The 22,725-nt window shown below is 71.7% G+C and carries 17 protein-coding genes and 1 pseudogene; 12 read left to right on the top strand and 6 right to left on the bottom strand.

Features of this window, described 5'->3' with window-relative positions:
- Positions 1-5: 5 nt before the first annotated feature.
- Positions 6-1,157 carry a serine hydrolase domain-containing protein gene (locus tag ACIBVL_RS31885; RefSeq protein WP_399102550.1) on the bottom strand — a complete coding sequence of 384 codons (1,152 nt, stop codon included), beginning with the start codon at positions 1,155-1,157 and terminating at the stop codon, positions 6-8.
- Positions 1,158-1,422: 265 nt separating this feature from the next.
- Between ACIBVL_RS31885 and ACIBVL_RS31880 the strand changes: the two genes are divergently transcribed.
- Positions 1,423-3,117: an RNA polymerase sigma factor gene (locus tag ACIBVL_RS31880; protein WP_399102549.1), complete on the top strand. Its 1,695-nt coding sequence runs from the start codon at positions 1,423-1,425 to the stop codon at positions 3,115-3,117.
- An 8-nt stretch (positions 3,118-3,125) separates the two neighbouring features.
- Here ACIBVL_RS31880 and ACIBVL_RS31875 read toward each other — a convergent pair whose 3' ends face one another.
- Together ACIBVL_RS31875 and ACIBVL_RS31870 are read right to left on the bottom strand one after the other, a co-directional pair.
- Positions 3,126-3,809: a glycerophosphodiester phosphodiesterase gene (locus ACIBVL_RS31875; protein WP_399102547.1), complete on the bottom strand. Its 684-nt coding sequence runs from the start codon at positions 3,807-3,809 to the stop codon at positions 3,126-3,128.
- 22 nt (positions 3,810-3,831) lie between these two features.
- Complete coding sequence (locus tag ACIBVL_RS31870; RefSeq protein WP_399102859.1) at positions 3,832-5,034, bottom strand: adenosine deaminase; 1,203 nt, start codon at positions 5,032-5,034, stop codon at positions 3,832-3,834.
- A 102-nt stretch (positions 5,035-5,136) separates the two neighbouring features.
- Between ACIBVL_RS31870 and ACIBVL_RS31865 the strand changes: the two genes are divergently transcribed.
- Positions 5,137-5,850 (top strand): DUF4190 domain-containing protein, encoded by a 714-nt coding sequence (locus ACIBVL_RS31865; protein ID WP_399102545.1) that lies wholly within the window; start codon positions 5,137-5,139, stop codon positions 5,848-5,850.
- Between the two features lie 48 nt (positions 5,851-5,898).
- Here ACIBVL_RS31865 and ACIBVL_RS31860 read toward each other — a convergent pair whose 3' ends face one another.
- A complete protein-coding gene (locus ACIBVL_RS31860; RefSeq protein ID WP_399102544.1) occupies positions 5,899-6,456 on the bottom strand; it encodes an NADAR family protein in 558 nt (185 codons plus the stop codon).
- 211 nt (positions 6,457-6,667) lie between these two features.
- On the opposite strand from ACIBVL_RS31860, the gene ACIBVL_RS31855 reads away from it, so the two are divergent.
- From ACIBVL_RS31855 to ACIBVL_RS31830, 6 genes are read left to right on the top strand one after another with little or no spacing between them, the layout of a single operon-like run.
- Entirely contained in the window at positions 6,668-8,212 is a 1,545-nt protein-coding gene (locus tag ACIBVL_RS31855; protein WP_399102542.1) for a gamma-aminobutyraldehyde dehydrogenase, read from the top strand.
- Between the two features lie 55 nt (positions 8,213-8,267).
- Positions 8,268-9,515: a PotD/PotF family extracellular solute-binding protein gene (locus tag ACIBVL_RS31850; protein WP_399102540.1), complete on the top strand. Its 1,248-nt coding sequence runs from the start codon at positions 8,268-8,270 to the stop codon at positions 9,513-9,515.
- Positions 9,512-10,672 carry an ABC transporter ATP-binding protein gene (locus tag ACIBVL_RS31845; protein WP_399102538.1) on the top strand — a complete coding sequence of 387 codons (1,161 nt, stop codon included), beginning with the start codon at positions 9,512-9,514 and terminating at the stop codon, positions 10,670-10,672. Before ACIBVL_RS31850 ends, ACIBVL_RS31845 begins: the two co-directional genes overlap by 4 nt.
- A gap of 1 nt (position 10,673) precedes the next feature.
- Complete coding sequence (locus ACIBVL_RS31840; protein ID WP_399102536.1) at positions 10,674-11,603, top strand: ABC transporter permease; 930 nt, start codon at positions 10,674-10,676, stop codon at positions 11,601-11,603.
- Positions 11,604-12,404 carry an ABC transporter permease gene (locus tag ACIBVL_RS31835; protein WP_399102534.1) on the top strand — a complete coding sequence of 267 codons (801 nt, stop codon included), beginning with the start codon at positions 11,604-11,606 and terminating at the stop codon, positions 12,402-12,404.
- 34 nt (positions 12,405-12,438) lie between these two features.
- Positions 12,439-13,857 carry an NAD(P)/FAD-dependent oxidoreductase gene (locus ACIBVL_RS31830; protein WP_399102532.1) on the top strand — a complete coding sequence of 473 codons (1,419 nt, stop codon included), beginning with the start codon at positions 12,439-12,441 and terminating at the stop codon, positions 13,855-13,857.
- A 70-nt stretch (positions 13,858-13,927) separates the two neighbouring features.
- Here the strand turns inward: ACIBVL_RS31830 and ACIBVL_RS31825 are convergent, their stop codons facing one another.
- Complete coding sequence (locus ACIBVL_RS31825) at positions 13,928-15,532, bottom strand: PucR family transcriptional regulator (protein WP_399102530.1); 1,605 nt, start codon at positions 15,530-15,532, stop codon at positions 13,928-13,930.
- Between the two features lie 92 nt (positions 15,533-15,624).
- Positions 15,625-17,967 carry an ATP/GTP-binding protein gene (locus tag ACIBVL_RS31820; RefSeq protein ID WP_399102529.1) on the bottom strand — a complete coding sequence of 781 codons (2,343 nt, stop codon included), beginning with the start codon at positions 17,965-17,967 and terminating at the stop codon, positions 15,625-15,627.
- 246 nt (positions 17,968-18,213) lie between these two features.
- Here ACIBVL_RS31820 and gabT point away from each other — a divergent pair, with 246 nt between their 5' ends.
- From gabT to ACIBVL_RS31800, 4 genes and pseudogenes are all read left to right on the top strand, one after another.
- Positions 18,214-19,548 carry a 4-aminobutyrate--2-oxoglutarate transaminase gene (gabT, locus tag ACIBVL_RS31815; protein ID WP_399102527.1) on the top strand — a complete coding sequence of 445 codons (1,335 nt, stop codon included), beginning with the start codon at positions 18,214-18,216 and terminating at the stop codon, positions 19,546-19,548.
- A 168-nt stretch (positions 19,549-19,716) separates the two neighbouring features.
- Positions 19,717-19,939, top strand: a pseudogene (locus ACIBVL_RS31810) (phosphoesterase); the annotation flags it as partial.
- A gap of 214 nt (positions 19,940-20,153) precedes the next feature.
- Positions 20,154-21,803 (top strand): glycosyltransferase family 2 protein, encoded by a 1,650-nt coding sequence (locus tag ACIBVL_RS31805; protein ID WP_399102525.1) that lies wholly within the window; start codon positions 20,154-20,156, stop codon positions 21,801-21,803.
- A 167-nt stretch (positions 21,804-21,970) separates the two neighbouring features.
- Entirely contained in the window at positions 21,971-22,660 is a 690-nt protein-coding gene (locus ACIBVL_RS31800; protein WP_399102523.1) for a phosphatase PAP2 family protein, read from the top strand.
- The last annotated feature ends 65 nt before the right edge of the window (positions 22,661-22,725 follow it).

Below are 22,725 nucleotides of genomic sequence, written 5' to 3'. Positions count from 1 at the left end.
GCGCGCTACCTGAGCGCGGCCATGGCGATCCGCTCGGCCACCGGGTTCATTCCCTCGCCCTTGGCGTCCGTGGAGTTGACGGAGTAGACGAGAGTGCGGCTCAGGTCGCGGGTCGCGCCGAGCATCGTGCTGTAGCCGTACCGGGCACCGGTCTTCAGCCAGTAGACCTTCCCCTCGTACGGAAACCGCTGGAGTCCGGCGCTGTAGGAGGCGCCGTCGATGCCCGCCGGGACGGTGAACATCTCCCGCAGCTGCGGCCGCGGGACGATCCGGCCCCGGAACAGTGAGGTGAGCAGCCGTTCCAGGTCGGCGGTCGTGGAGATCATGCCGCCGGCGGCCTCGTCCGCGGGGATCCACTCGGTCACGTCGACGAACTCCTTCGTCCCGTCCCTCCTCCCCACCGCCTGGTAGCCGTGGTTGTGCGGGCCGAGCACGCGCGGGTCGGTGCCGGGGAAGTACGTGCTCCGCATCCCGGCCGGCTTCAGCACGAGCCGGGTGGCCTCGGACGCGTACGAGTGGCCGGTCACCTTCTCGATGAGCAGGCCGAGGATCGTGTAGTTGATGTTCAGGTAGTGCTGCTTCCCGCCCGGAGCGAACTCCGGCCCCTTCGCCGCCGCCGACGCGACGACCTCCCGCGGCGTCTGGTACTCGAAGCGGTGCGCGTACAGCTCCTCGAAGGAGTTGCCGAGGCCGTCGCCCGCCGGGATGCCGCTGGTGTGGTTCAGCAGCTGCCGTACGGTGACCGGCCGGAACCGCCCGCCGAGCAGCCCGGGCAGATACTGCTGGATCGGCGTGTTCAGGCCGATCCGCCCGGCGGCCGCCAGCCGCAGCACCGCCGCCGCCGTCACCACCTTCGTCGTCGAACCGGCCCGGAACCGGGCCTCCGGGTCCGCCGGCGAGCCGCTCGCCAGGTCGTGCACACCCGCGCTGCCGCGCCAGGTGCCGTCCGTGCCGCCGACGCGGACCAGGGCGGCGGTCGCGTCGGTGTCCGGGAGACCGGCGAGGGCGGTGGCCAGCGCCTTCGTGTCCAGGCCGCCCACCTGGTCGGTGACGGCCGCCGGGGCGGACGCGAAGGCGTGGGCGGCCAGCGGTCCGGCCGCCGTCAGGGCGAGGACGAGGGAGGCGGCGAGGACGGTCGTACGGCGGCGAGCGCGCATGGGCAGGCTCCAGGGAAGCAGAGGGCGTCGGACGAATCGTGATGATCTTCCAGCGGACACGGGCGTGCCGGATCGTCGCTGAGGAGGGTGGCGGTCCCTGACCGGACCCCGAGCAAATTCCGTGCCCCATAGGGGAGTTGTGGGGGGAGACCCCCTACGGGGGCAGAAAAAACTGTTATCCCGGGGCCGCTCGGTCCGTCCCCACGGGTGTGATCTCTGACATTGGCACCGCCAACAGTGGGGGCCCGGCTGAGAGGGTGCGGGCATGAGGACGTACGCCGACGCCGAGGCCGACCGGCACTGGCGCGCCACCATCGCCGCCGCGCAGGCCGGTGACCGGCACGCGCTGGACGAGCTCGTGGCGGGCTGGCTGCCGCTGGTCTACAACATCGTCGGCCGTGCCCTGAACGGCCACGCGGACGTCGACGACGTCGTCCAGGAGACCATGCTGCGCGCCGTCGACAACCTCGGCTCGCTGCGCGACCCCGACAGCTTCCGCTCCTGGCTGGTGGCCATCGCCATGCGGCAGATCCGCGACCGGGCGCGCCGCAGGACCGCGACCCACCTCGACGAGGGCGCGGCCCACGACGGCGCCTCCGACTTCGCCGAACTCACCGTGCTGAAGCTCCAGTTGGAGGGCCAGCGGCGCGAGGTCGCGGAGGCGGTGCGCTGGCTGGACGACGAGGACCGGCAGCTGCTGTCCCTGTGGTGGCTGGAGGTCGCGGGCGAACTCAGCCGCCGCGAGCTGGCCGCCGCCGTCGGCATCACCCGGCAGCACGCCGCCGTGCGCGTCCAGCGGGTGAAGGAACGCCTCGAGGTCTCCCGGGGCATCGTGCGCGCCCTCGACGGCGCCTGCCCCGGCCTGCGCGAACTGACCGCCCGCTGGGACGGCCGCCCCGACTCCGTCTGGCGCAAGCGGCTGGCCCGGCACATCCGGGGCTGCGGCTACTGCGGCGACACCCGCGAGACCGTCGTACCGGCCGAACGCCTTCTCGTCGGCATCGCGCTGGTCCCGGTCCCGGTCGGCTTCACCCTCTCGCTCGGCCTCGGTGGGAAGACCGCGGTGGCCGCTGCGGGCTCCGCCTCGGTCGGCTGGTCCGCGAAGGTGCTGAGCGTGCTGACCAAGCCCGCCGTCGCGGTGACGGCCGGCGCGACCTTCGCCGCGGGCGGCGCCTACGTCGCCGTCCACACGCCCGACGACCCGCCGCCGCGCGCGGCTACGACGCCGACGGCGGCGAGCACGACCGCCGGGCCGCCGCCCTCACCCACCGCGTCCCCTTCCGCCTCGCCGTCGGCCTCCCCCTCCCCGTCGGTGAGCGCGAGGAGGACGGCCCGGTACGGCGGTGTCGTCGACGCCGTGGACCGGGCGCCGGCCCCTGACACCCCGCCCGCGGCGCTGCCGCACCGGCCCGCGTCCGGCGTCACCAGCACCGGCGGCGCGCACGCCACCATGAACCACCGCGGGGACAGCGTGACGCTCGGCGGCCAGGGCTATGTCCTCGTGCGCTGGCAGATCTCGCCGCAGTACCGGGCGGGCAGCCTGGTCATGCCGAGCTGGACCGGCCTGAAGGGCAGGCTCTTCCACGTGGCCTCGGGCGGCGGCCGCCGCATGGACGACCCCGTCAGCGGTACCGACGCCACCGCCACCGGCATGGGCAACTCCACCACCGGTTACGCCGTCCTGCCCGCCGGCACCCAGCAGATGTGGCAGAACGAGTACTTCTACGTCGACGGCAGCGTCACCCTCACCGTGAACGAGCGGGGCGCCGACTACGGCCTGAGCGTCTTCCCGACCACCTGGGACAAGGTGGAGGAGGACGTGACCAGCGGACCCCCCGAGGGCGCCAAGCGCTACGGCCTCGTCCGCGACACCGGCGACGACGACACCCCGGTCCCGCAGTACGCCACCCGCGAGACGCCGGCCGATCCGGCGACGGTGCCCCAGCGCTCGAGTGTGTAGCCGGGCGGTCAGTGCTTGCGCAGGGCGGTCAGGACGTCGACGCGGTTGGTGGTGATCGAGTCGACGCCCAGGCCGATGAGGCGGCGCATGGAGCGGCGGGTGTCGGGGGTCCAGACGGAGAGCAGACAGCCGTCGTGGTGGACGCGGGCGGCCAGGTCGCGGGTGACCAGGGAGAAGCGGTAGTTGAGCCAGCGCGGTTTCACCGCCGCGACCAGTGCGGGGCGCGGGGGCGCCAGACTGGTGCAGGTCAGGGCGATCTCGGCGGACGGGTCGGCCGCGCGGACGGCGAGCATCGCGGTGGCGTCGGCGCAGTAGTAGACGCGGTCGGCCGCTCCCGCCTCACGGACGGCGTCCACGATCCGGCGCGCGGCCCGGACCTCCCGGGTGCCCGGCAGGTCCAGCATCACCCGGCTGCCGTCGGTAGCGGCGAGCGCCTCGGCGAGGGTCGGCACCGCGCCCGCCGTCAGCCCGCGCACCTCGGCGGCCGACAGCGACACCAGCGGCCGGTCCACCTCCCACAGCCGCCTCAGCGTCTCGTCGTGCAGCAGCACGGGCACACCGTCGCTGGTGAGGCGTACGTCGAACTCCACCGCGTCCGCGCCCAGGGCGAGCGCGGAACGCAGCGAGTCGAGCGTGTTCTCACGGAAGCGGTAGGGGTCGCCGCGATGGGCCACGGCGGTCAGGGTCTGCATGGGCCCATTGTGTCCATGGTTCTCAGGGTGCGAGCCACCCGGCCGTGAAGGTGTCGATCTCGTCCTTGACACGGCCCTTGCCGGCCTCGTCCAGGAAGGACACGTCGACGGCGTTCTTGGCGAGGTCGGCGAGACCGCGCTCGTCGAGCTCGAGGAGGCGCGCGGCGACGGCGTACTCGTTGTTGAGGTCGGTGCCGAACATCGGCGGGTCGTCGGAGTTGACCGTGACCAGGACGCCGGCCTTCACGAACTCCTTGATCGGGTGCTCGTCCAGGGTGCGGACCGCGCGGGTGGCGATGTTGGAGGTCGGGCAGACCTCCAGCGCGATGCGGTGCTCGGCGAGGTGGGCGAGGAGCTTCTCGTCCCGCACGGAACTGGTGCCGTGCCCGATGCGCTCGGCCCGCAGGTGGGTGAGCGCGTCCCACACGGTCTCGGGGCCGGTCGTCTCCCCGGCGTGCGGCACGGACCGCAGCCCGGCGGCGATCGCCCGGTCGAAGTACGGCTTGAACTGCGGGCGCGGGACGCCGATCTCGGGCCCGCCCAGCCCGAAGGAGACCAGCCCCTCGGGGCGGATGCGGTCGTCGGTGGCGAGCCGGGCCGTCTCCTCGGCGGACTCCAGCCCGGCCTCGCCCGGAATGTCGAAGCACCAGCGCAGTACGGTCCCGAACTCGGCCTCGGCCGCCTTGCGGGCGTCCTCGATCGCCTCCATGAAGGCGGACTCGTCGATCCCGCGCCGGGTGGAGGAGAACGGCGTGATGGTCAGCTCGGCGTACCGCACCTGCTGCCGGGCCAGGTCCCGGGCCACCTCGTAGGTCAGCAGCCGGACGTCCTCCGGGGTGCGGATGAGGTCCACGACGGACAGATACACCTCGATGAAGTGGGCGAAGTCCGTGAACGTGAAGTAGTCGGCCAAGGCCTCGGGGTCGGTGGGCACCTTGGAGTCGGGGTGCCGGGCGGCGAGCTCGGAGACGATCCGGGGGGAGGCGGAGCCGACGTGGTGGACATGCAGTTCGGCTTTGGGCAGCCCGGCGATGAACGCGTGCAGATCGCGGGCCCCGGCCGCGGCGGCCTCGGTGGGTCCGGCGGGAGCGCCGGAGGCGGTGGAGCCGGCGGGTGTGCCGGACGCGACGGCTGCGGAGGCGTCGAGGCGGTCGGTCAAGGGGTCCTCCCCGGGACGGCGTCCCGGGCCGCGAGGGGCCGGACGGGACGCGGGTGATCGGCTGATCGGTGGGTCAGGATCATCGTAGGCGGACGGGACGGGCGGGGGTCCGGCGGACCGTCCTCGGGCCGTAGCATGACGGAACGTACGACAGAGGGGATCCCGCGCATGCCCGACCACGCGCCGACTCCGGCCGATGACGCCGGTCGTGATCCGTGGCCCGCGCCTGCCTCCGACGAGGCGGACGGTCCGCAGGACGCGGCTCCCAAGGTGTCGTTGGACAAGAGGGCCGCGGCAGCCGACCCGTGGGCGGCCCCGGGTGACGGAGCGCGGGTCGGCCCCGGCCACACCGTCGCCGCGAACGAGCCGGTGACCCAGGCCCCGCCCGCCGACAGCGCCCCCCGGGCCTGGAACGGCCCCGGCCCCCTCGCCTCCTTCCCGCCGCCGAACCCCGCCACGGCGGCGGGCGGTCCGCCGCCCGACCCCTTCGCGCCCCCGGTCGCCCGGAACGGGGCGGTCCCCCCGCCGCCGATATCCCCGGACGGCCCCGGCCAGATTCCTTACGGCTACGGCTATCCCGGCGGCTACGGCTACCCCTCCCCACCCCAGGGCTCCTACTGGCCCGGCACGCCGCAGGGCGACAGCAACGGGCTGGGCGTCACCGGGATGGTGCTCGGGATCGTCTCGGCCGTGATCTTCTGCCTGTGGCCGGTGGCGATCGTCGTCGGCGTCCTCGGCGTGGTCTTCGGCGCGATCGGCCGTGCGAAGGCCAACCGGGGCGAGGCCGACAACCCGGGTCAGGCCCTGGCCGGCATCATCTGCGGGGCCGCGGGCATCGCCCTCGGGGCCGGGCTGGGCTTGCTGATCCTTCTGCTGCCCTGAGTGAGGTCCGACGGACATCCCTCAGGGCAGGACGGCGCCGCACCCGGCTCACGCTCCCCGCAACTGCCGTCGGGCCTCCATCAGTGCGAAGCCCAGCAGGTTCGGTCCCCGCCAGCGCTCCGGGTCCAGTGCCGCCTCGTCGTCCGCCGAGAGGCCGATGCCCCACACCCGGTCGACGGGGCTCGCCTCCACCAGCACCCGCTCGCCCGTGCCCAGCAGAAAAGCTGCCAGCTCCGGATCCGAGCCGAACTTGTGGACGCTGCCCTCGACGACGATCCGGAAGCGCTCCCGCTCCCAGATCGCCTCGTCGAAGCCGCGCACCAGCCGCCCCGCCTTCTTCGCCTGGGAAGGGTGCCCCGCCGCCAGCGCCCGCTTCTCCGCCTCCGCGTCGCCGAAGAGCCGGGCCTTCTCCGCCATCATCCAGTGCTCGGCCGTCGCGTAGGCGACCCCGTCGACCACGAACGGTGACGGCCACCACTGGCTCAGACAGCTCGAGCCGAGCCTGCCGTCCGGCCTCGGCCGGTGCCCCCAGAAGTGCAGATACTTGATCTTCGCCCCGGCCCGGACCTCCCGGACCAGGGCCTCCCGCCCGTCGACCTTCTCCATGCACGCCAGCATGTCAGCCGCCACTGACAGTGCGTCCCGCCTTTTCCGCCCCGACTCGACACCTGGTCGACAGATTCCGTCGCGTAACCAAAAGGCAACAACGGAATCACTTGTTGGAGTGCCGTTGCTCTGTCAGGATCGGCACTCAAATCAAGCTGGAGCTACGCCACCCGCCCTCGCACACCGCGGGGCGAAGGCGGAGGAGAGCGACATGCAGAACCCGGGCACCGCCACCCCGGACCCCGCCGAGAGGTTCCCCGCGCGGGAGCGTTTCGCCGACGGCGCTCAGTACATCGCGGGCCGCCTCGCCCGCGGCACCTCGGGCCGCACCCACGCCGTGATCGACCCGGCCACCGGCGAGGACGTGCTCACCTACGAGCTGGCCTCGACCGCCGACGTGGACGCGGCCGTCGCCGCCGCCCGCGCCGCCTTCCCGGCCTGGGCCGGCGCCACGCCCGCCGAGCGCTCCGACGCCCTGCACCGCTTCGCCGCCGTCCTCGCCGACCGAGCCGAGGACCTCGCCCGCGCCGAGTCCCTCCAGTGCGGCAAGCCGCTGAAGCTGACCCGCGAGTTCGACGTGCCGGGCACCGTCGACAACACCGCCTTCTTCGCCGGCGCCGCCCGCCATCTCGCCGGCCAGTCGGCCGGGGAGTACTCCGGTGACCACACCTCATACGTCCGCCGCGAACCCATCGGCGTGGTCGGCTCCATCGCCCCCTGGAACTATCCCCTCCAGATGGCCGCCTGGAAGATCCTCCCGGCGATCGCCGCGGGCAACACGATCGTGCTGAAGCCGGCCGAGCCGACCCCGCTCACCTCCCTCCTCTTCGCCCGGGCGGCGACCGAGGCCGGGATCCCGGACGGTGTGATCAACATCGTCACCGGGACCGGGAAGGAGGCCGGTGAGCACCTCGTGGGCCATCCCGGCGTGGCGATGACCTCCTTCACCGGGTCCACCGCCGTGGGCAGGCGCGTCGCCGAGATCGCCACCGCCACCGTCAAGCGCCTCCACCTGGAACTCGGCGGCAAGGCCCCCTTCGTCGTCTTCGACGACGCCGACCTGGACGCCGCCGTCAACGGCGCCGTCGCGGGCGCGCTCATCAACACCGGCCAGGACTGCACGGCCGCCACGCGCGCGTACGTGCAGCGGCCCCTGTACGAGGCGTTCGTCGAGCGGACGGCCGCCCTCATGGCGACCGTCCGGGTCGGCGACCCGTTCGCCGAGGGCACCGACATCGGCCCCCTGATCTCGCACGTCCAGCGCGACCGCGTCGCCGCCTTCGTCGACCGGGCGCGTGCCCACGCGCGCGTGGTGACCGGCGGCGAGGCTCCGCGCGGCGAGCTCGAGGACGGCGCGTACTACCTCCCCACCCTGATCGCGGACGCGGCCCAGGACAGCGAGGTCGTGCAGTCCGAGCTCTTCGGGCCGGTGCTGGTCGTCCTGCCCTTCGACGGTGACGACGAGGGCATCCGGCTCGCCAACGACACCCCCTACGGGCTCGCGGCCTCCGCGTGGACCCGGGACGTGTTCCGGGCGAACCGGGCGACACGCGAGATCAAGGCGGGGTGCGTGTGGATCAACGACCACATCCCGATCATCAGCGAGATGCCCCACGGCGGATACAAGGCCTCCGGCTTCGGCAAGGACATGTCAGCGTACTCGTTCGAGGAGTACACCCAGATCAAGCACGTCATGTTCGACAACACTGCGGTGGCCCGGAAGCCCTGGCACCGCACCATCTTCGGGGACTCATAAGCGACGACGATCGGCCGCCGACCACGGCCGGACCTCCCGAAAGGGCACCACGCGCATGGAGCAGTACGAGCCCGACCGCCTGAGCCCGGCCCGACTGGCCGCCATAAGGCGCAGCTTCCGCAGCGGCAGGGCCGCCATGACCCGCCGGTCGCTGCTGCGCGCCTCGGCGGGCGGCGCGCTCACCCTGGGCGGCCTCGGGGCGCTGAGCGCCTGCGGGATCCCCGCCGCGGGCAAGACCCGGGGCGGCACGTCCGCCGAGGACCACTCGGCCGAGGAGAAGACCGTCAACTTCTCCAACTGGACCGATTACATGGACGTCGACGACAGCGGCAAGCGCCACCCGACGCTCGACGCGTTCACCCGACGGACCGGCATCAACGTCACGTACACCGAGGACATCAACGACAACAACGAGTTCTTCGGCAAGATCAAGCCGCAGCTCGCCGCGGGCCAGGACACCGGCCGAGACCTGATCGTCCTCACCGACTGGCTGGCCGCCCGCCTCATCCGCCTGGGGTGGGTCCAGAAACTGGACGCGTCCAACCTGCCGCACGCCTACGCGGGCCTGTCGCAGCAGTTCCGCAGCCCCGACTGGGACCCGGGCCGGGCGTACTCGTACCCCTGGCAGGGCATCTCCACGGTCATCGCCTACAACAAGAAGGCACTCGACGGCGTCGAGGTGAAGTCGGTCTCCGACCTGCTCGACAACCCCAAGCTCAAGGGCCGCGTCGGCTTCCTCACCGAGATGCGCGACAGCGTGGGCATGACCCTGCTCGACATGGGCAAGGACCCGGGGAACTTCACCGACGACGACTACGACGCGGCCATCGCACGGCTCCAGAAGGGCGTGGACAGCGGCCAGATCCGCCGCTTCACCGGCAACGACTACACGTCCGACATCACCAGCGGCGACTTCGCGGCCTGCATCGCCTGGGCCGGTGACGTCGTCCAGCTCAAGGCGGACAGCCCCCACGTCGACTTCGTCATCCCGGACAGCGGCTATCTGACGTCCAGCGACAACATGCTGATCCCCAACAAGGCGCGTCACAAGACGAACGCCGAGCGGCTCATGGACTACTACTACGAGCCCGAGCCGGCCGCCGAGCTCGCCGCCTACATCAATTACGTCTGTCCCGTCGACGGCGTGCAGGCCGAGCTTGCGAAGATCGACAAGGACGCGGCGGACAACCCGCTGATCATCCCCGACAAGGCCATGCAGGCGAAGTCCCACGCCTTCCGCTCCCTGAGCGCGAAGGAAGAGACCGCCTACGAGGCGAAGTTCGCGAAGCTCACAGGGGCGTGACGACGATGAAGACCACCGACAGCGGCAGCGGCGACGTCCGACTGACCGGCATCAGCAAGACCTACGGCTCCTTCACCGCCGTCCACCCGCTCGATCTGACCGTCCCGCAGGGCTCCTTCTTCGCCCTGCTCGGCGCCTCCGGCTGCGGCAAGACCACCACCCTGCGCATGATCGCCGGTCTGGAGGAACCCTCCTCCGGGACCGTCCACCTCGGCGACCAGGACGTCACGGCCCTCCCGCCGTACAAGCGCCCGGTGAACACCGTCTTCCAGTCCTACGCCCTCTTCCCGCACCTCGACATCTTCGAGAACGTCGCCTTCGGCCTGCGCCGACGCGGCGTCAAGAGCGTGAAGAAGCAGGTCGAGGACATGCTGGAGCTCGTCCAGCTCGGCGAGCAGGCCCGCAAGAAGCCCCACCAGCTCTCCGGCGGCCAGCAGCAGCGCGTCGCCGTGGCCCGCGCCCTCATCAACCACCCCAAGGTGCTCCTCCTCGACGAGCCCCTCGGCGCCCTCGACCTCAAGCTGCGCCGCCAGATGCAGCTGGAGCTCAAGCGCATCCAGACCGAGGTCGGCATCACCTTCGTGCACGTCACGCACGACCAGGAGGAGGCCATGACGATGGCGGACACGGTCGCCGTGATGAACGCGGGCCGCGTCGAACAGCTCGGCTCGCCGACCGACCTCTACGAGAACCCGAGCACCACCTTCGTGGCGAACTTCCTCGGCACGTCCAACCTGATCGAGGCCGAGGTCGACTCCAGGACCGGCGACGGCATCGTCCTGAAGGCGGGCGACGGCAAGCTGGTGCTCCCCGAGGCCCGCTGCTCCGCCCCGGCCACGACCGGCGGCAGGGTGCTGGTCGGCGTCCGCCCGGAGAAGATCTCACTCACCCACGCCGACGACGCGGGCGAGGTCCCCGAGGGCCGCAACCGCATCACCGGGAAGATAGCCGACTCCTCGTTCATCGGCGTCTCCACCCAGTACGTCATCGACAGCGCGGTCTGCCCCGGGTTCGAGGTCTACGCACAGAACATCGACCGCGACTCCCGGCTGGTCCCCGGCGCCGACGTCGTCCTGCACTGGAACCCCGCCCACACCTTCGGCCTCGACGCCTCCCAGGACATGGACGCCGGCATCCAGGAAGAGACGGCGGTCTGAAATGGCGACGCTCACCGAGGCGCCCCCGCCTCTCTCCCCGACGGCCCCCGACAAGAAGCCGCCCCGCAGACGCGGCCGCTGGACGCCGTACTGGCTGCTGCTGCCCGGCATGCTCTGGCTGATCGTGTTCTTCGCGCTGCCGATGATCTACCAGGCCTCCACCTCCGTGCAGACGGGCTCGCTGGAGGACGGCTACAAGGTCACCTGGCACCTCGCGACCTACTGGGACGCGCTGAGCGAGTACTGGCCGAAGTTCGCGCGATCGGTCCTCTACGCGGCCGCCGCGACCGTCCTCTGCCTGCTGCTGGGCTACCCGCTGGCGTATCTGATCGCCTTCCGCGCGGGACGCTGGCGCAACCTGATCATGATCCTGGTGATCGCGCCCTTCTTCACCAGCTTCCTGATCCGCACCCTCGCCTGGAAGACGATCCTCGCGGACGGCGGCCCGGTCGTCGCCGCCCTCAACTCGCTGCACGTCCTGGACGTCACCGGCTGGCTCGGCTGGACGGCCGGCGACCGCGTCCTCGCCACACCGCTCGCGGTGGTGTGCGGTCTGACGTACAACTTCCTGCCGTTCATGATCCTGCCGCTCTACACCTCGCTGGAGCGCATCGACGTACGCCTGCACGAGGCGGCCGGCGATCTGTACGCCAAGCCGATCACCACCTTCCGGAGGGTCACCTTCCCGCTGTCGATGCCCGGTGTCGTCTCCGGCACGCTGCTGACCTTCATCCCGGCGGCCGGCGACTACGTCAACGCGGAACTCCTCGGCTCCACCCACACCCGCATGATCGGAAACGTGATCCAGACACAGTTCCTGCGCGTGCTGGACTATCCGACGGCTGCCGCGCTGTCGTTCATCCTCATGGCCGCGATTCTCCTCATGATCACCTTCTACATCCGCAGGTCCGGGACGGAGGATCTGGTCTAAATGCCCTTCGTCAACTGGCTCAAGCGCCATCTCGTCGTCATCGCGGGACTGCTGACCCTCGGCTATCTGCTCCTGCCGAACGTCGTCGTCACGGTGTTCTCCTTCAACAAGCCGAAGGGGCGCTTCAACTACCAGTGGCAGCAGTTCTCCACGGACGCCTGGAAGGATCCCTGCGGGGTCGCCGGCATGTGCGGCTCGCTGTCGATCAGCCTCCAGATCGCTGTCTGGGCGACCATCGGCGCGACCCTGCTCGGCACGGCGATCGCCTTCGCGCTGGTCCGCTACCGCTTCCGCGCGCGGGGCGCCGTCAACTCGCTGATCTTCCTGCCGATGGCGATGCCCGAGGTCGTCATGGCCGCCTCCCTGCTCACCCTGTTCCTCAACATGGGTGCCCAGCTCGGATTCTGGACGATCCTCATCGCGCACATCATGTTCTGCCTCAGCTTCGTCGTGACGGCCGTCAAGGCACGCGTCATGTCGATGGACCCGCGCCTGGAGCAGGCCGCCCAGGACCTCTACGCCGGACCGGCGCAGACGTTCCTGCGCGTCACGCTCCCCATCGCGGCCCCCGGAATCGCCGCGGGCGCGCTGCTCGCCTTCGCGCTCTCCTTCGACGATTTCATCATCACCAATTTCAACGCCGGTTCGACCGTCACCTTCCCCATGTTCGTCTGGGGCTCGGCACAGCGTGGAACGCCCGTTCAGATCAATGTCATCGGTACGGCCATGTTCCTCGTCGCCGTGCTGCTCGTCCTGATGTCGATGGTCGTCGGTAATCGCCGTAACAAGCAGAAGGCGTAAGCCTTTCGGAAACCCTTCGTAGGGAGTTGAAATCATGGCCCCAAGCGCCATGAGCCGTTGGACAAAGGCCCTTTCCGAAGCCCAGCCGGTCCCGTACTGGCTGGAAGACCCCGGCAAGCCCCACCCCGAACCCGCGCTCACCGGCGCCGAGACCTGCGATCTGCTGGTCGTCGGCGGCGGGTACAGCGGACTGTGGACCGCGCTCGTCGCCAAGGAGCGCGAGCCGCAGCGGGACGTGGTGCTGCTGGAGGGCCGCGAGGTGGGCTGGGCCGCCTCGGGCCGCAACGGAGGCTTCTGCGCGGCCTCCCTCACCCACGGGCTGCCCAACGGGCTGGCCCGCTGGCCCGACGAGATCCACAAGCTGCAGGAGCTGGGCGCGCGCAACCTCGACGAGATCGAGGCGGCGATCGCCCGGCACGGCATCGACTGCGACTTCGAGCGCACCGGCGAGATCGACGTCGCCACCGAGACGTACCAGGCATGGGAACTGCGCGACTGGTACGAGGAGCTCGAACGCAAGGGTCTCGCCGACGGCATCGAGTTCCTCGACGCCGACGCGGTCCGCGAGCAGGTCGCCTCGCCCACCTTCGAGGCGGGCCTGTACGACCGCCGGGGCGTGGCCATGCTCCACCCCGCCAAGCTGGCCTGGGGCCTGAAGCAGGCGTGTGTCCGGCTGGGCGTCCGCGTCCACGAGCACACGCCCGCGCTGGACCTCAGGCCGTACGGCGCGGGGATGGCCGTACGCACGCCGTACGGGCGGGTCCGGGCCCGGCAGGTCGCCCTCGGCACGAACATCTTCCCGAACCTGGTCAAGCGGGTGCGGGCGTACACCGTCCCGGTCTACGACTACGCCCTGATGACCGAGCCGCTCACCGCCGAGCAACTCGGCTCGATCGGCTGGAAGAACCGCCAGGGGCTGGGAGACAGCGCCAACCAGTTCCACTACTTCCGGCTGTCCGCCGACAACCGGGTCCTGTGGGGCGGTTACGACGCGATCTACCCCTACGGCGGTCGCGTCCGCGCCGAGTACGACGACCGGCCGGAGACGTACGCCAAGCTCGCCGCGCACTTCTTCGGCTGCTTCCCGCAGCTGGAGGGCGTCCGTTTCACCCACGCGTGGGGCGGGGCCATCGACACGTGCTCCCGCTTCTCGGCGTTCTTCGGCACCGCCCACCAGGGGAAGGTCGCCTACGCGGCCGGGTACACCGGCCTGGGCGTGGGGGCCACCCGGTTCGGCGCCGAGGTGATGCTGGACCTGCTGGCGGGGGAGCGGACCGAGCGGACGGCCCTGGAGATGGTCCGCAGGAAGCCGCTGCCGTTCCCGCCGGAGCCGTTCGCCTGGACCGGGATCGCGCTCACCAAGTGGTCGCTGGCGCGGGCGGACGCCCACGCCGGGCGGCGCAACCTGTGGCTGAAGGCGATGGACCGGCTGGGGCTGGGCTTCGACAGCTGACCGGATTCACCCCATCGGGCACCGTGCCGCACACCGCAGGGTGTGCGGCACAGGGTGTGCGGCACAGGTCCTAGTCGGCCGACGTCGCCTTCAGCGCCAGCCACAGTTCCATCCGTACGTCCGGGTCGTCGAGGGAGCGGCCGAGGATCTCCTCCACGCGGCGCATCCGGTAGCGGAGGGTGTGGCGGTGGACGCCCAGGTCGGCCGCCGCCGCGTCCCACTGGCCGTGCCGGGAGAGCCAGGCGCGCAGGGAGGCGACGAGATCGCCGCGGCCGGTCGCGTCGTGCTCGTGCAGCGCGCGCAGCAGACCGTCGGCGAACGCCTTCACCGCGTCGTCCGCGAGCAGCGGCAGGACCGAGCCCGCCGCGAGCTGTTCGTGCTCGACGAAGACCCTGCCCCGGCGCCGGGCCACCGACAGCGCCTGCTCGGCCTGCTTGTACGCCGCCGCCGCGGCGATCGGCCCGGCCGGCGCCGACAGACCGACGACCAGCTCCTCGTCCTCACGTCCCTCGCCGTTCGCGCGGGCCCCCTCCAGCGCCGTCGCGTACCGCGCGCAGGCGGCCACCGCCGCGCCCCCGTCCGCGGCCAGCACCACCAGCCGCTCACCCTCGGGCACCACCAGCACGGCCTCGCCGGAGCGGGCGGCCGCCGCCTCGACCACCTCGGTGAACAGGCCGAGGGCGTCGCCGTCCGGGTCGGCGGTCGACGCGGGCTCCGCCACGATCACCCGGAAGGGGGCGTCGAGCAGTTCGCCGTAGAGGTCGCCGGCGACGGCGCGGGCGTGGTCCGGTTCGCCCGCCAGGAGCATGCGCAGGACCGCCGCGCCGATGCGCTGCTCGGCCGCGTGCAGCGAGCGGGAGCGCTCCGTCGTCAGGGTGAGCAGGGCGATCGCCGAGTGCACGGCGTACCGCTCCGCCGTGCCCGGCGCCGCCGCCGTGCCGACGGCGAGCGCGGCGCGCGGGCGGCGGCCGGTGCCCAGGGTGTGCAGCTCGATCCGGTCGGCGTTCTCCGCGCTCTCGCCGTTCTCGGCGGTCCCCGTCCCGCCGACCACCACCGACGCCGGTGCCGGGCGCTCCCGCAGCCGCTCCACCTCCGCCGTGAGCCGCGCGGCCCGCCGGCCCGCCCACTCCGGCGCGGTCGCGACGACGGCGCCCGAGGCGTCGTACAGCGCCGCCCACCCGTCGACCTGTGCGGCGAGCGCGGCCAGCAACCCCTCCGGGCCGTCCGTGAGCGCCTGCTTCGTCAGCTCCCGCTGGGCCGCGAACCCCGCCGTCACCGCCCGGTACTGATCGGCGGCGATGGCCGCCGACACCGCCTTGCTGATCGCGAGGAACGGCGTCCGGCGCGGCACCTCCAGCAGGGGCAGGCCCTCCTGCTCGGCCGCGTCGGCGAGGGCCTTCGGGATGTCGTCGTAGTTGACGCCGACCGCGAAGCCGAGCCCGACCACCCCGGCCCCGACCAGGCGCTTCACATAGCGCCGCATCGCCTCGGGGTCCTCCGCGTCCAGCTTCAGCGCGGTGATCAGCAGCAGCTCCCCGCCCTCCATGTACGGCACCGGGTCCGCGAGCTCGCTGACATGCGCCCAGCGCACCGGTACGTCCAGGCGGTCCTCGCCAGCCCGCACGGTCAGCTTCAGCGCGGAATGGTGGACGAGCGAGGCGAGCGTGGGAGGCATGGGGCCTTCCGTGGAGGAGAGTGATCCTTTGGCCACTGCGTATGAAGGGCCTGGGTCGATTCTGCCTCACTGGAGGAGTCCCGTGCGTCGCTTCAGCCCCTCAGGTCCACCAGCAGCGGCGGCGCGTGCTCGCCCTCGACGCTCGTCAGGGACAGCACCGCGTGCCCCGGCGGCACCTCGTGCGCCAGCCGGGACGCCGACCAGCGCTCCCGCTCGACCTGGCGCACGGTCACCGCGTCCGTGGTCACCGCCTTGCCGGTCACCAGCTTGCGCAGCGCGTGGATGGCCCGGGTCATCGGCTGGTCGGCGAAGACCGTGTGCTTGGCGACCTCCGTGGTCTCCACCCACTCGGTGCCCCAGGTCTGCGCGAACCGGCTGCCGTCCCAGGTGGTGATCCCGGAGAACGCCATACGGCAGCCCACGGCCCCGTACAAAGGCCCGTGCAGGGGCTCCGGTACGTCGCCGACGGTGCGCAGGGCGAGGACCACGCCCGCGTTCTGCGAGCGCAGCCGCTGGATCCGGCGCACCGAGTCGGCGGTGACCGCGCCCGTCGCGTCGTCCAGCACCAGGCAGACGAAGTGGGCGCGCCGGCCCTCCCGCACGACGGCGTGGAACTGGGCCAGGACCAGCCGGGTGATCAGCCGGCCCGCCTCCTCGTGGCCGCGCTCGGGCAGGTCGATGCGGACCCGCAGCGGATGGTGGGCGACGGCGCGGAGGGAGAACGCGCGGTGCGTGTCGCCGTCCCCGCCGAAGAAGCCGTCGAACACCGGCCGGTTCAGCAGCGACAGCCGGTCGGCGAGGGCACGGCCCGGATCGCCCGGGGTGCCCGTCTGCCGGATCCGCGCCTCCAGCTCGCGGCGCATCACCTCGTTCCCGGCCACCGCCTCCCGCAGCGCGGCCAGCGCGCCCGGCTCGCCTTCGAGGAGCTCCCGCAGCTGAGGGAGGGTCGGAAAGCGGCCGTGCGCGGCCCGGTGGGGGCCCAGCAACTGGGCGAGCGCGGTGGCCGCGCTCTGGCCGTTCACCGCGTCGAGGTCGCCGACCAGCGCCTCGGCGAGGATCGCGGCCGCCTCGTCGGGGTCGTCGGATTCGGCGTACGGGTCCAGGTCGTGCACCGAGGACGGGTCGCCGACGCGGACGATCACGTCGTAGGAGGAGTCGGCGCCGAGCGGGCCGCCGCCGGGCGAGGACACCGCGACGACCGCGCAGCCGCCGGTCAGCGCCTGCAGGGCCAGAGCCTCCGTCAGCGGCTCGACCAGCGTGCGCGTCTTGCCCGAGCCGGACGGGCCGACCGCGAGCAGCGAGGTGCCCAGCACGTCCGGGCCGAGCGCGGCGCCCGCGTCGTGATACGTCACCGGGGCGCGCTCGGCGGCCACCCAGCGGCCGATGCGCACCTGGCCGGCGAGCAGGTCGTGGCGCGCGGTGCGCCGGGGCAGGTCCCGGGCGCCGGACGGGTGGGTCCAGGCGGCACCGCCCTGCCGCAGCACGGTATCCCGGAAGTCGGGCAGACCCACCGTCCAGGCCCGCCGCACGCGCGCGCAGTCCACGTCGTTCATCCGCCCGGCGGCCACCTCGCCGGTCAGCAGCTCGGCCGCCTCGTGCTGCCCGGCGTCCCGCAGCTCCGGCCACTGGGAGCGGGGTCGCTCGGCGGCCGGCGCGGCGGCCGGCGACGCACCTTCGGTGGGGCGTCGTTCCTTCAGATACTGCAGCCATTCGCCTGCCACCGCGAACGGCCAGAGGATGAGCAGGGTGACGACGGCATAGAGGCTGTAGACGAACAGCGCGGAAGCGAACAAGCCGTAGCCGCCCGAGACCGCCACCACGAGGTTGAAGATCGCGTCGAGAACGACCGGATCCCAGAACGACCCCGGAACGGCGCTGGGGAACACCCATCCGCACACCACCACCGCCCAGGCCAGAGCGAGCAGAGCGCGCTTGGGCTGCGGCTTCTGCCTGAAGTAGTGACGGAAGAGTGTGTGCCAGCTGCCGAGCCGCCCCATGGCGTAGGCGAGCACTGCGAAAGCCGCGCCCTCGTAGGCGGTGAGGGCTTGGCGGCCGAACCCCTCGGGTTTGGCCGAGATCTGCGAGGCGCCGTACCACCAGTCGTCGGGGGTGAGCAGGCGCAACAAGGCCCACTGGTAGGGAATCGCGCTTTCAAGCCAGAACGACCAGATGATGAAACCAGCAACCAGGGGAATCAGCATCCCGACGACGGTGATCGGCGCGAGCCGCTCCGTCTCCTGCGCGCCCTTCGGCAGCCTGTACCGCAGCCGCCAGATCCCGGGCTTCGCCTTGGGCCGGGGGGCGTCGAGCCATTCCGCCGCCGCCGATGTGCTGGGGGCGTGTGCAGGACGAGGCGGTACCGCCGGAGGCCCCGCAGGGCGCGGCACAGGATTCGCATGCGTGCCCCGCGCGTCCCGCGTCCCGTCGCTGTCCATCGCCGTTGCCCCCTGACCAGCCGCTCCGTCCACCATCAGCGGTCAATCTAACGCCCCCGCAAAGGGAGTTCACCGCTTACACGGCCAGGCCCGCGCGATCGCGGTCCGGCCGTCACTGTCCATGGCGGACAACCGGCGTCGCCGACACCGCCCACATGGAGCATGCCCACCCCCCGGCCCCCGTCCTAACCTGCGAGAAAAGAAGGAAAGCGTCCGCAGAACGCCAGGAAGACCCAGGAGCGCCTCATGACCGCCCTTCCGCAGGAGCGCCGGATCGTCACCGCCATTCCCGGCCCGAAGTCGCAGGAGCTGCAGGCCCGCCGTGTCGCCGCGGTCGCGCAGGGCGTGGGCTCCGTGCTGCCGGTGTTCACCGCGCGGGCGGGCGGCGGCATCATCGAGGACGTCGACGGCAACCGTCTGATCGACTTCGGTTCCGGCATCGCGGTGACGAGCGTCGGCGCCTCCGCCGAAGCCGTCGTACGCCGGGCCTCCGCGCAGCTCGCCGACTTCACCCACACCTGTTTCATGGTCACCCCGTACGAGGGCTATGTGGAGGTCGCCGAGGCCCTCGCCGAGCTCACCCCGGGTGACCACGCCAAGAAGTCCGCGCTGTTCAACTCCGGCGCGGAGGCCGTCGAGAACGCGGTCAAGATCGCCCGCGCCCACACCAAGCGCCAGGCGGTCGTCGTCTTCGACCACGGCTACCACGGCCGTACGAACCTGACGATGGCGCTCACCGCGAAGAACATGCCGTACAAGCACGGCTTCGGCCCCTTCGCGCCCGAGGTCTACCGCGTCCCCGTCGCCTACGGCTACCGCTGGCCGACCGGCCCGGAGAACGCGGGTCCCGAGGCCGCCGCGCAGGCCATCGACCAGATCACCAAGCAGGTCGGCCCCGACAACGTGGCGGCGATCATCATCGAGCCGGTGCTCGGCGAGGGCGGCTTCATCGAGCCGGCCAAGGGCTTCCTGCCGGCGATCAGCGAGTTCGCCAGGGACAACGGCATCGTCTTCGTCGCCGACGAGATCCAGTCGGGCTTCTGCCGCACGGGCCAGTGGTTCGCCTGCGAGGACGAGGGCATCGTCCCGGACCTGATCACCACCGCCAAGGGCATCGCGGGCGGTCTGCCGCTCGCCGCCGTGACCGGCCGCGCCGAGATCATGGACGCCGCCCACGCGGGTGGCCTGGGCGGCACCTACGGCGGCAACCCGGTCGCCTGCGCGGGCGCGCTCGGCGCGATCGAGACGATGAAGGAGCTCGACCTCAACGCCCGGGCGAAGGCGATCGAGGCGACGATGAAGGCCCGCCTCACCGCGATGGCCGAGAAGTTCGAGCTCATCGGCGACGTCCGGGGCCGGGGCGCGATGATCGCCATCGAGCTGGTCAAGGACCGTACGACCAAGGAGCCGAACCCGGAGGCCACCGCCGCGCTCGCCAAGGCCTGCCACCAGGAGGGCCTGCTGGTCCTGACCTGTGGCACCTACGGCAACGTGCTGCGTTTCCTGCCCCCGCTGGTCATCGGAGAAGGCCTGCTGAACGAGGGCCTCGACATCATCGAGCAGGCCTTCGCGCGCATCTGAAAGCCGTCGTCCCGCGCAGCTGAAAGCCGTCGTCCCGCGCATCTGAGCCGGGGACCCGCACAGCTGATTCCCGCGGACGGCAGACAGTGTGAAGAAGGTGTGCGGGGTGGATGGCGGGACGCGATTCCGCCTGTTGCACCGCGTGCCACTGCCGTACGTTCTATCCAGATGAGAGATACACCCGCTCACAGGGGACTGTGGGCGAAACCCCAGGCCGGGGCCTCCCCAGCTTCGACCTGGTCGTGCCCTCGCGCACACAATCGGAGCCTCCGGCTTCGGATCTCCTCACCGATCGGACGGTCGCCCGCCCCAAACCCCCCGGGGCGGCCGGCGTTCCGATCCGGACGGCCACCCCGGAACCACCCCCCCTGTTCCGGGGTGGCCGACCTCCTTCCTCCTCTTCTCCTCAGCGGCACAGACCACGGCACATGACCCCGGACGGCGTCCGGGGTCATTCTTCTTGCCCACGTTCTTCCTGTCCCCGCCCTGTCGTGGCGGGAAATCAACTGTTAACAGGCCAAGCGCGAGTGAACCCTTTGCGAAACCAGTAAACGAAGGGTAAAACTAGGGCCTACTTGTCATGAACGGTTCCCGGGGGGGAATTGGTGTCGGAACCAACCATCACCGTGGTCATCGGCGCGTACAACGCCATGCCCTATCTGACCCGCTGTCTCGAGTCGGTGGTCGAGCAGTCGCTGGGCGCCTACACACTCGAGTGCCTGGCCGTCGACGACGGGTCGACCGACGGCACCGGCAAGGAGCTGGACCGTTTCGCCGCCGCGCATCCCGGCGTCGTGCGCGTCGTCCACCAGCCGAACTCCGGTGGGCCCAGCGGCCCGCGCAACGTCGCGATCGGCCTGGCCAGAGGGCGGTACGTCTTCTTCCTCGACGCCGACGACTACCTCGGCCCGAACGCCATGCGCCGCATGGTCGACATGGCCGAGCGCAACGGCTCCGACGTGGTGCTCGGCAAGTACGTGGGCGTGGACTGCGACGTGCCCCGCTCCATGTTCGAGGCCAACCAGGAAGTGGTCGATCTGGCCACCTCCCGCGTCTGGTACGCCCTGACCCCGCACAAGCTCTTCCGGCGCTCGTTCCTCGAGGAGCGCGGACTGCGCTTCGACGAGGACATCCGCATCGGCGAGGACCGCCTCTTCGTCACCAAGGCCTATCTGCAGGCCTCCGTGGTCTCGGTGGTCGCCGACGAGGACTGCTACTACAAGGTCAAGCGCGACGACAACGGCAACATCACCAGCAGCTACAGCGACCTGGCCAAACGCTTCGAGACGGCCCGGCGCATCATGGCCGCGATCAGCGCGTACAGCGAACCCGGCCCGGTGCGCGACGCGGCCCTGCTGCGGACGTTCCGGGGCGGCCTCCTGGACTCGTTCTCCTGGCGGTTCCCACTGCTGGAGGAGAGCCAGCAGATCACGGCGATGGGGATCGTCAAGGACCACGTGGACGCGTTCTACACCCCGGAACTCGACGCGCAGATGACCGTGCCCCACCGCCTCTTCGCGCACTGCGCGCGGCACGGCATGCGGGCCGAACTCATCGACATCGTCGAGTTCCTGAAGGACGAGCGGGCCAAGCGCCGGCCCCCGCACGACATCGTCGTGGACAGCGGGCGCGCCTACGCGGCCTACCCGTACTTCCGCGACGAGCGGGCCGCTATCCCCGACTCCTGCTACGACGTCACCGGCGACCTGCGCCAGGACGACCGGCTGGACGCCGTGGAGTGGGAACGCAAGGGGCGCCGCGGTGTCCTGCGGCTGCGCGGCCACGGCTTCATCGAGAAGGTACCCACCCGTGAGCCGGCCACCGAGCTGGTGCTGCGGGCCCGCAGCGACGGCCGTGAGGTGCGCATCCCCACCCGTCCGGCGCCGGCGCCCGCTCTCGACGCCGACCACGGCACGGCGGGCTTCACCGTCGACATCGACATCACCAAGGCCCTGGACGGCGGCCCGCTGACCAAGGGCGTGTGGGACGTCTATCTCGCCGTCCGCACCCAGGGCCTGAGCACCCGGCGCAGATACGGCGCCCGCAAGGCCGACGACCTCGCCCCGGCCGTCGGCGGAAGCAGCGCCGACCTGGCGGTCAAGCCGTACTACACCGCGTACGGCAACCTCAGCCTGGACATCACCGCCGCGAAGAAGCGCAAGCCGAAGGGGCTCAAGCGGCGCATACGCAGGAGGCTCAGCGGGCTCGGCCGACGCATCGGCGGGCGGCGGCTGAGAAGCCTGGTGCGCTCGTAGCGCCCCCGATCGCCACAGGCGATGCGAGGGGCGCGGGGCCGTACCACTGGGCGCATCCGCCGCGCGGGCGCGACCGGCCGGGCCACAAGGCACCCGCACCCGGCGACCGTGTCCCCACGGACGTGTTCTGTCCTGGTGGGCGGCCCCTCCCTGAGAGGCTGTAGGGCATGCCCACCAGCACCGACCAGCAGACCGGGGCTCACCCCGCCGCGCCGCCCGCGCCGGCGAGGCGCCACGCCCCCCTCCTCGGCCTGCCCGCCCTCCTCTTCGCGCTGATCACCTGGCAGGTCGCCGTGGACGGCCCCCTGCTGAACCTGGACGACGGCCTCAGCCGGGCCCTGATCCACCCGGACCGCTTCTCCGAGCTGCTGTCCGACCTGGGGAACGTGCAGGTCGCGGTACCGGCACTGGTGCTGGTCACGGTGTACGTGGCCCTGCAGGGGCAGTGGACGGGCCGGCCGCGCTGGTGGCTGCCGCCGGTCGCCGCGGTCGTCCTGATGACGCTGGTGCCGCTGATCGTCGTCCCCCTGAAGGAGTGGACCGAGCGCCCCGGCACGCCCGCCGTGCCGCCCGCCACCGGCTACTACCCCTCCGGCCACACGGCGACGGCGGCCGTCGCCTACGGCTCCGCGGCGATGGTCCTGCTGCCGTGGCTGGCGACGGCCCTCGCCCGGCGGCTGGTCGTCGCCGGGGCCGGCCTGCTCGTCCTCGCCGTGTCCTACGGGCTGGTCCGGCGCGGGTACCACTGGCCGCTGGACGTGGTGGCCAGCTGGTGTCTGTGCACCGTGCTGCTCGGCGCGCTGCGGCTGTTCCTGCGCCGGGCGACCCGCCCGCCCGCCGACCGTGCCAAACCGTAGTACGCCGACCGTCCATCCGTACGACTCGGACAAGCGCTTCCGCGCCCTCCCGCCCCTACCGTGGA

Source organism: Streptomyces sp. NPDC049687, from assembly GCF_044465285.1.
Lineage (GTDB): Bacteria > Actinomycetota > Actinomycetes > Streptomycetales > Streptomycetaceae > Streptomyces.
This window is presented reverse-complemented; position numbering and strand designations above follow the sequence as displayed.

Coding starts and splice junctions, on each gene's coding strand:
- ACIBVL_RS31885 (WP_399102550.1), bottom strand. CDS start 1,157: ATGCGCGCTCGCCGCCGTACGACCGTCCTCGCCGCCTCCCTCGTCCTC.
- ACIBVL_RS31880 (WP_399102549.1), top strand. CDS start 1,423: ATGAGGACGTACGCCGACGCCGAGGCCGACCGGCACTGGCGCGCCACC.
- ACIBVL_RS31875 (WP_399102547.1), bottom strand. CDS start 3,809: ATGCAGACCCTGACCGCCGTGGCCCATCGCGGCGACCCCTACCGCTTC.
- ACIBVL_RS31865 (WP_399102545.1), top strand. CDS start 5,137: ATGCCCGACCACGCGCCGACTCCGGCCGATGACGCCGGTCGTGATCCG.
- ACIBVL_RS31860 (WP_399102544.1), bottom strand. CDS start 6,456: ATGGAGAAGGTCGACGGGCGGGAGGCCCTGGTCCGGGAGGTCCGGGCC.
- ACIBVL_RS31855 (WP_399102542.1), top strand. CDS start 6,668: ATGCAGAACCCGGGCACCGCCACCCCGGACCCCGCCGAGAGGTTCCCC.
- ACIBVL_RS31850 (WP_399102540.1), top strand. CDS start 8,268: ATGGAGCAGTACGAGCCCGACCGCCTGAGCCCGGCCCGACTGGCCGCC.
- ACIBVL_RS31840 (WP_399102536.1), top strand. CDS start 10,674: ATGGCGACGCTCACCGAGGCGCCCCCGCCTCTCTCCCCGACGGCCCCC.
- ACIBVL_RS31835 (WP_399102534.1), top strand. CDS start 11,604: ATGCCCTTCGTCAACTGGCTCAAGCGCCATCTCGTCGTCATCGCGGGA.
- ACIBVL_RS31830 (WP_399102532.1), top strand. CDS start 12,439: ATGGCCCCAAGCGCCATGAGCCGTTGGACAAAGGCCCTTTCCGAAGCC.
- ACIBVL_RS31825 (WP_399102530.1), bottom strand. CDS start 15,532: ATGCCTCCCACGCTCGCCTCGCTCGTCCACCATTCCGCGCTGAAGCTG.
- ACIBVL_RS31820 (WP_399102529.1), bottom strand. CDS start 17,967: ATGGACAGCGACGGGACGCGGGACGCGCGGGGCACGCATGCGAATCCT.
- gabT (WP_399102527.1), top strand. CDS start 18,214: ATGACCGCCCTTCCGCAGGAGCGCCGGATCGTCACCGCCATTCCCGGC.
- ACIBVL_RS31800 (WP_399102523.1), top strand. CDS start 21,971: ATGCCCACCAGCACCGACCAGCAGACCGGGGCTCACCCCGCCGCGCCG.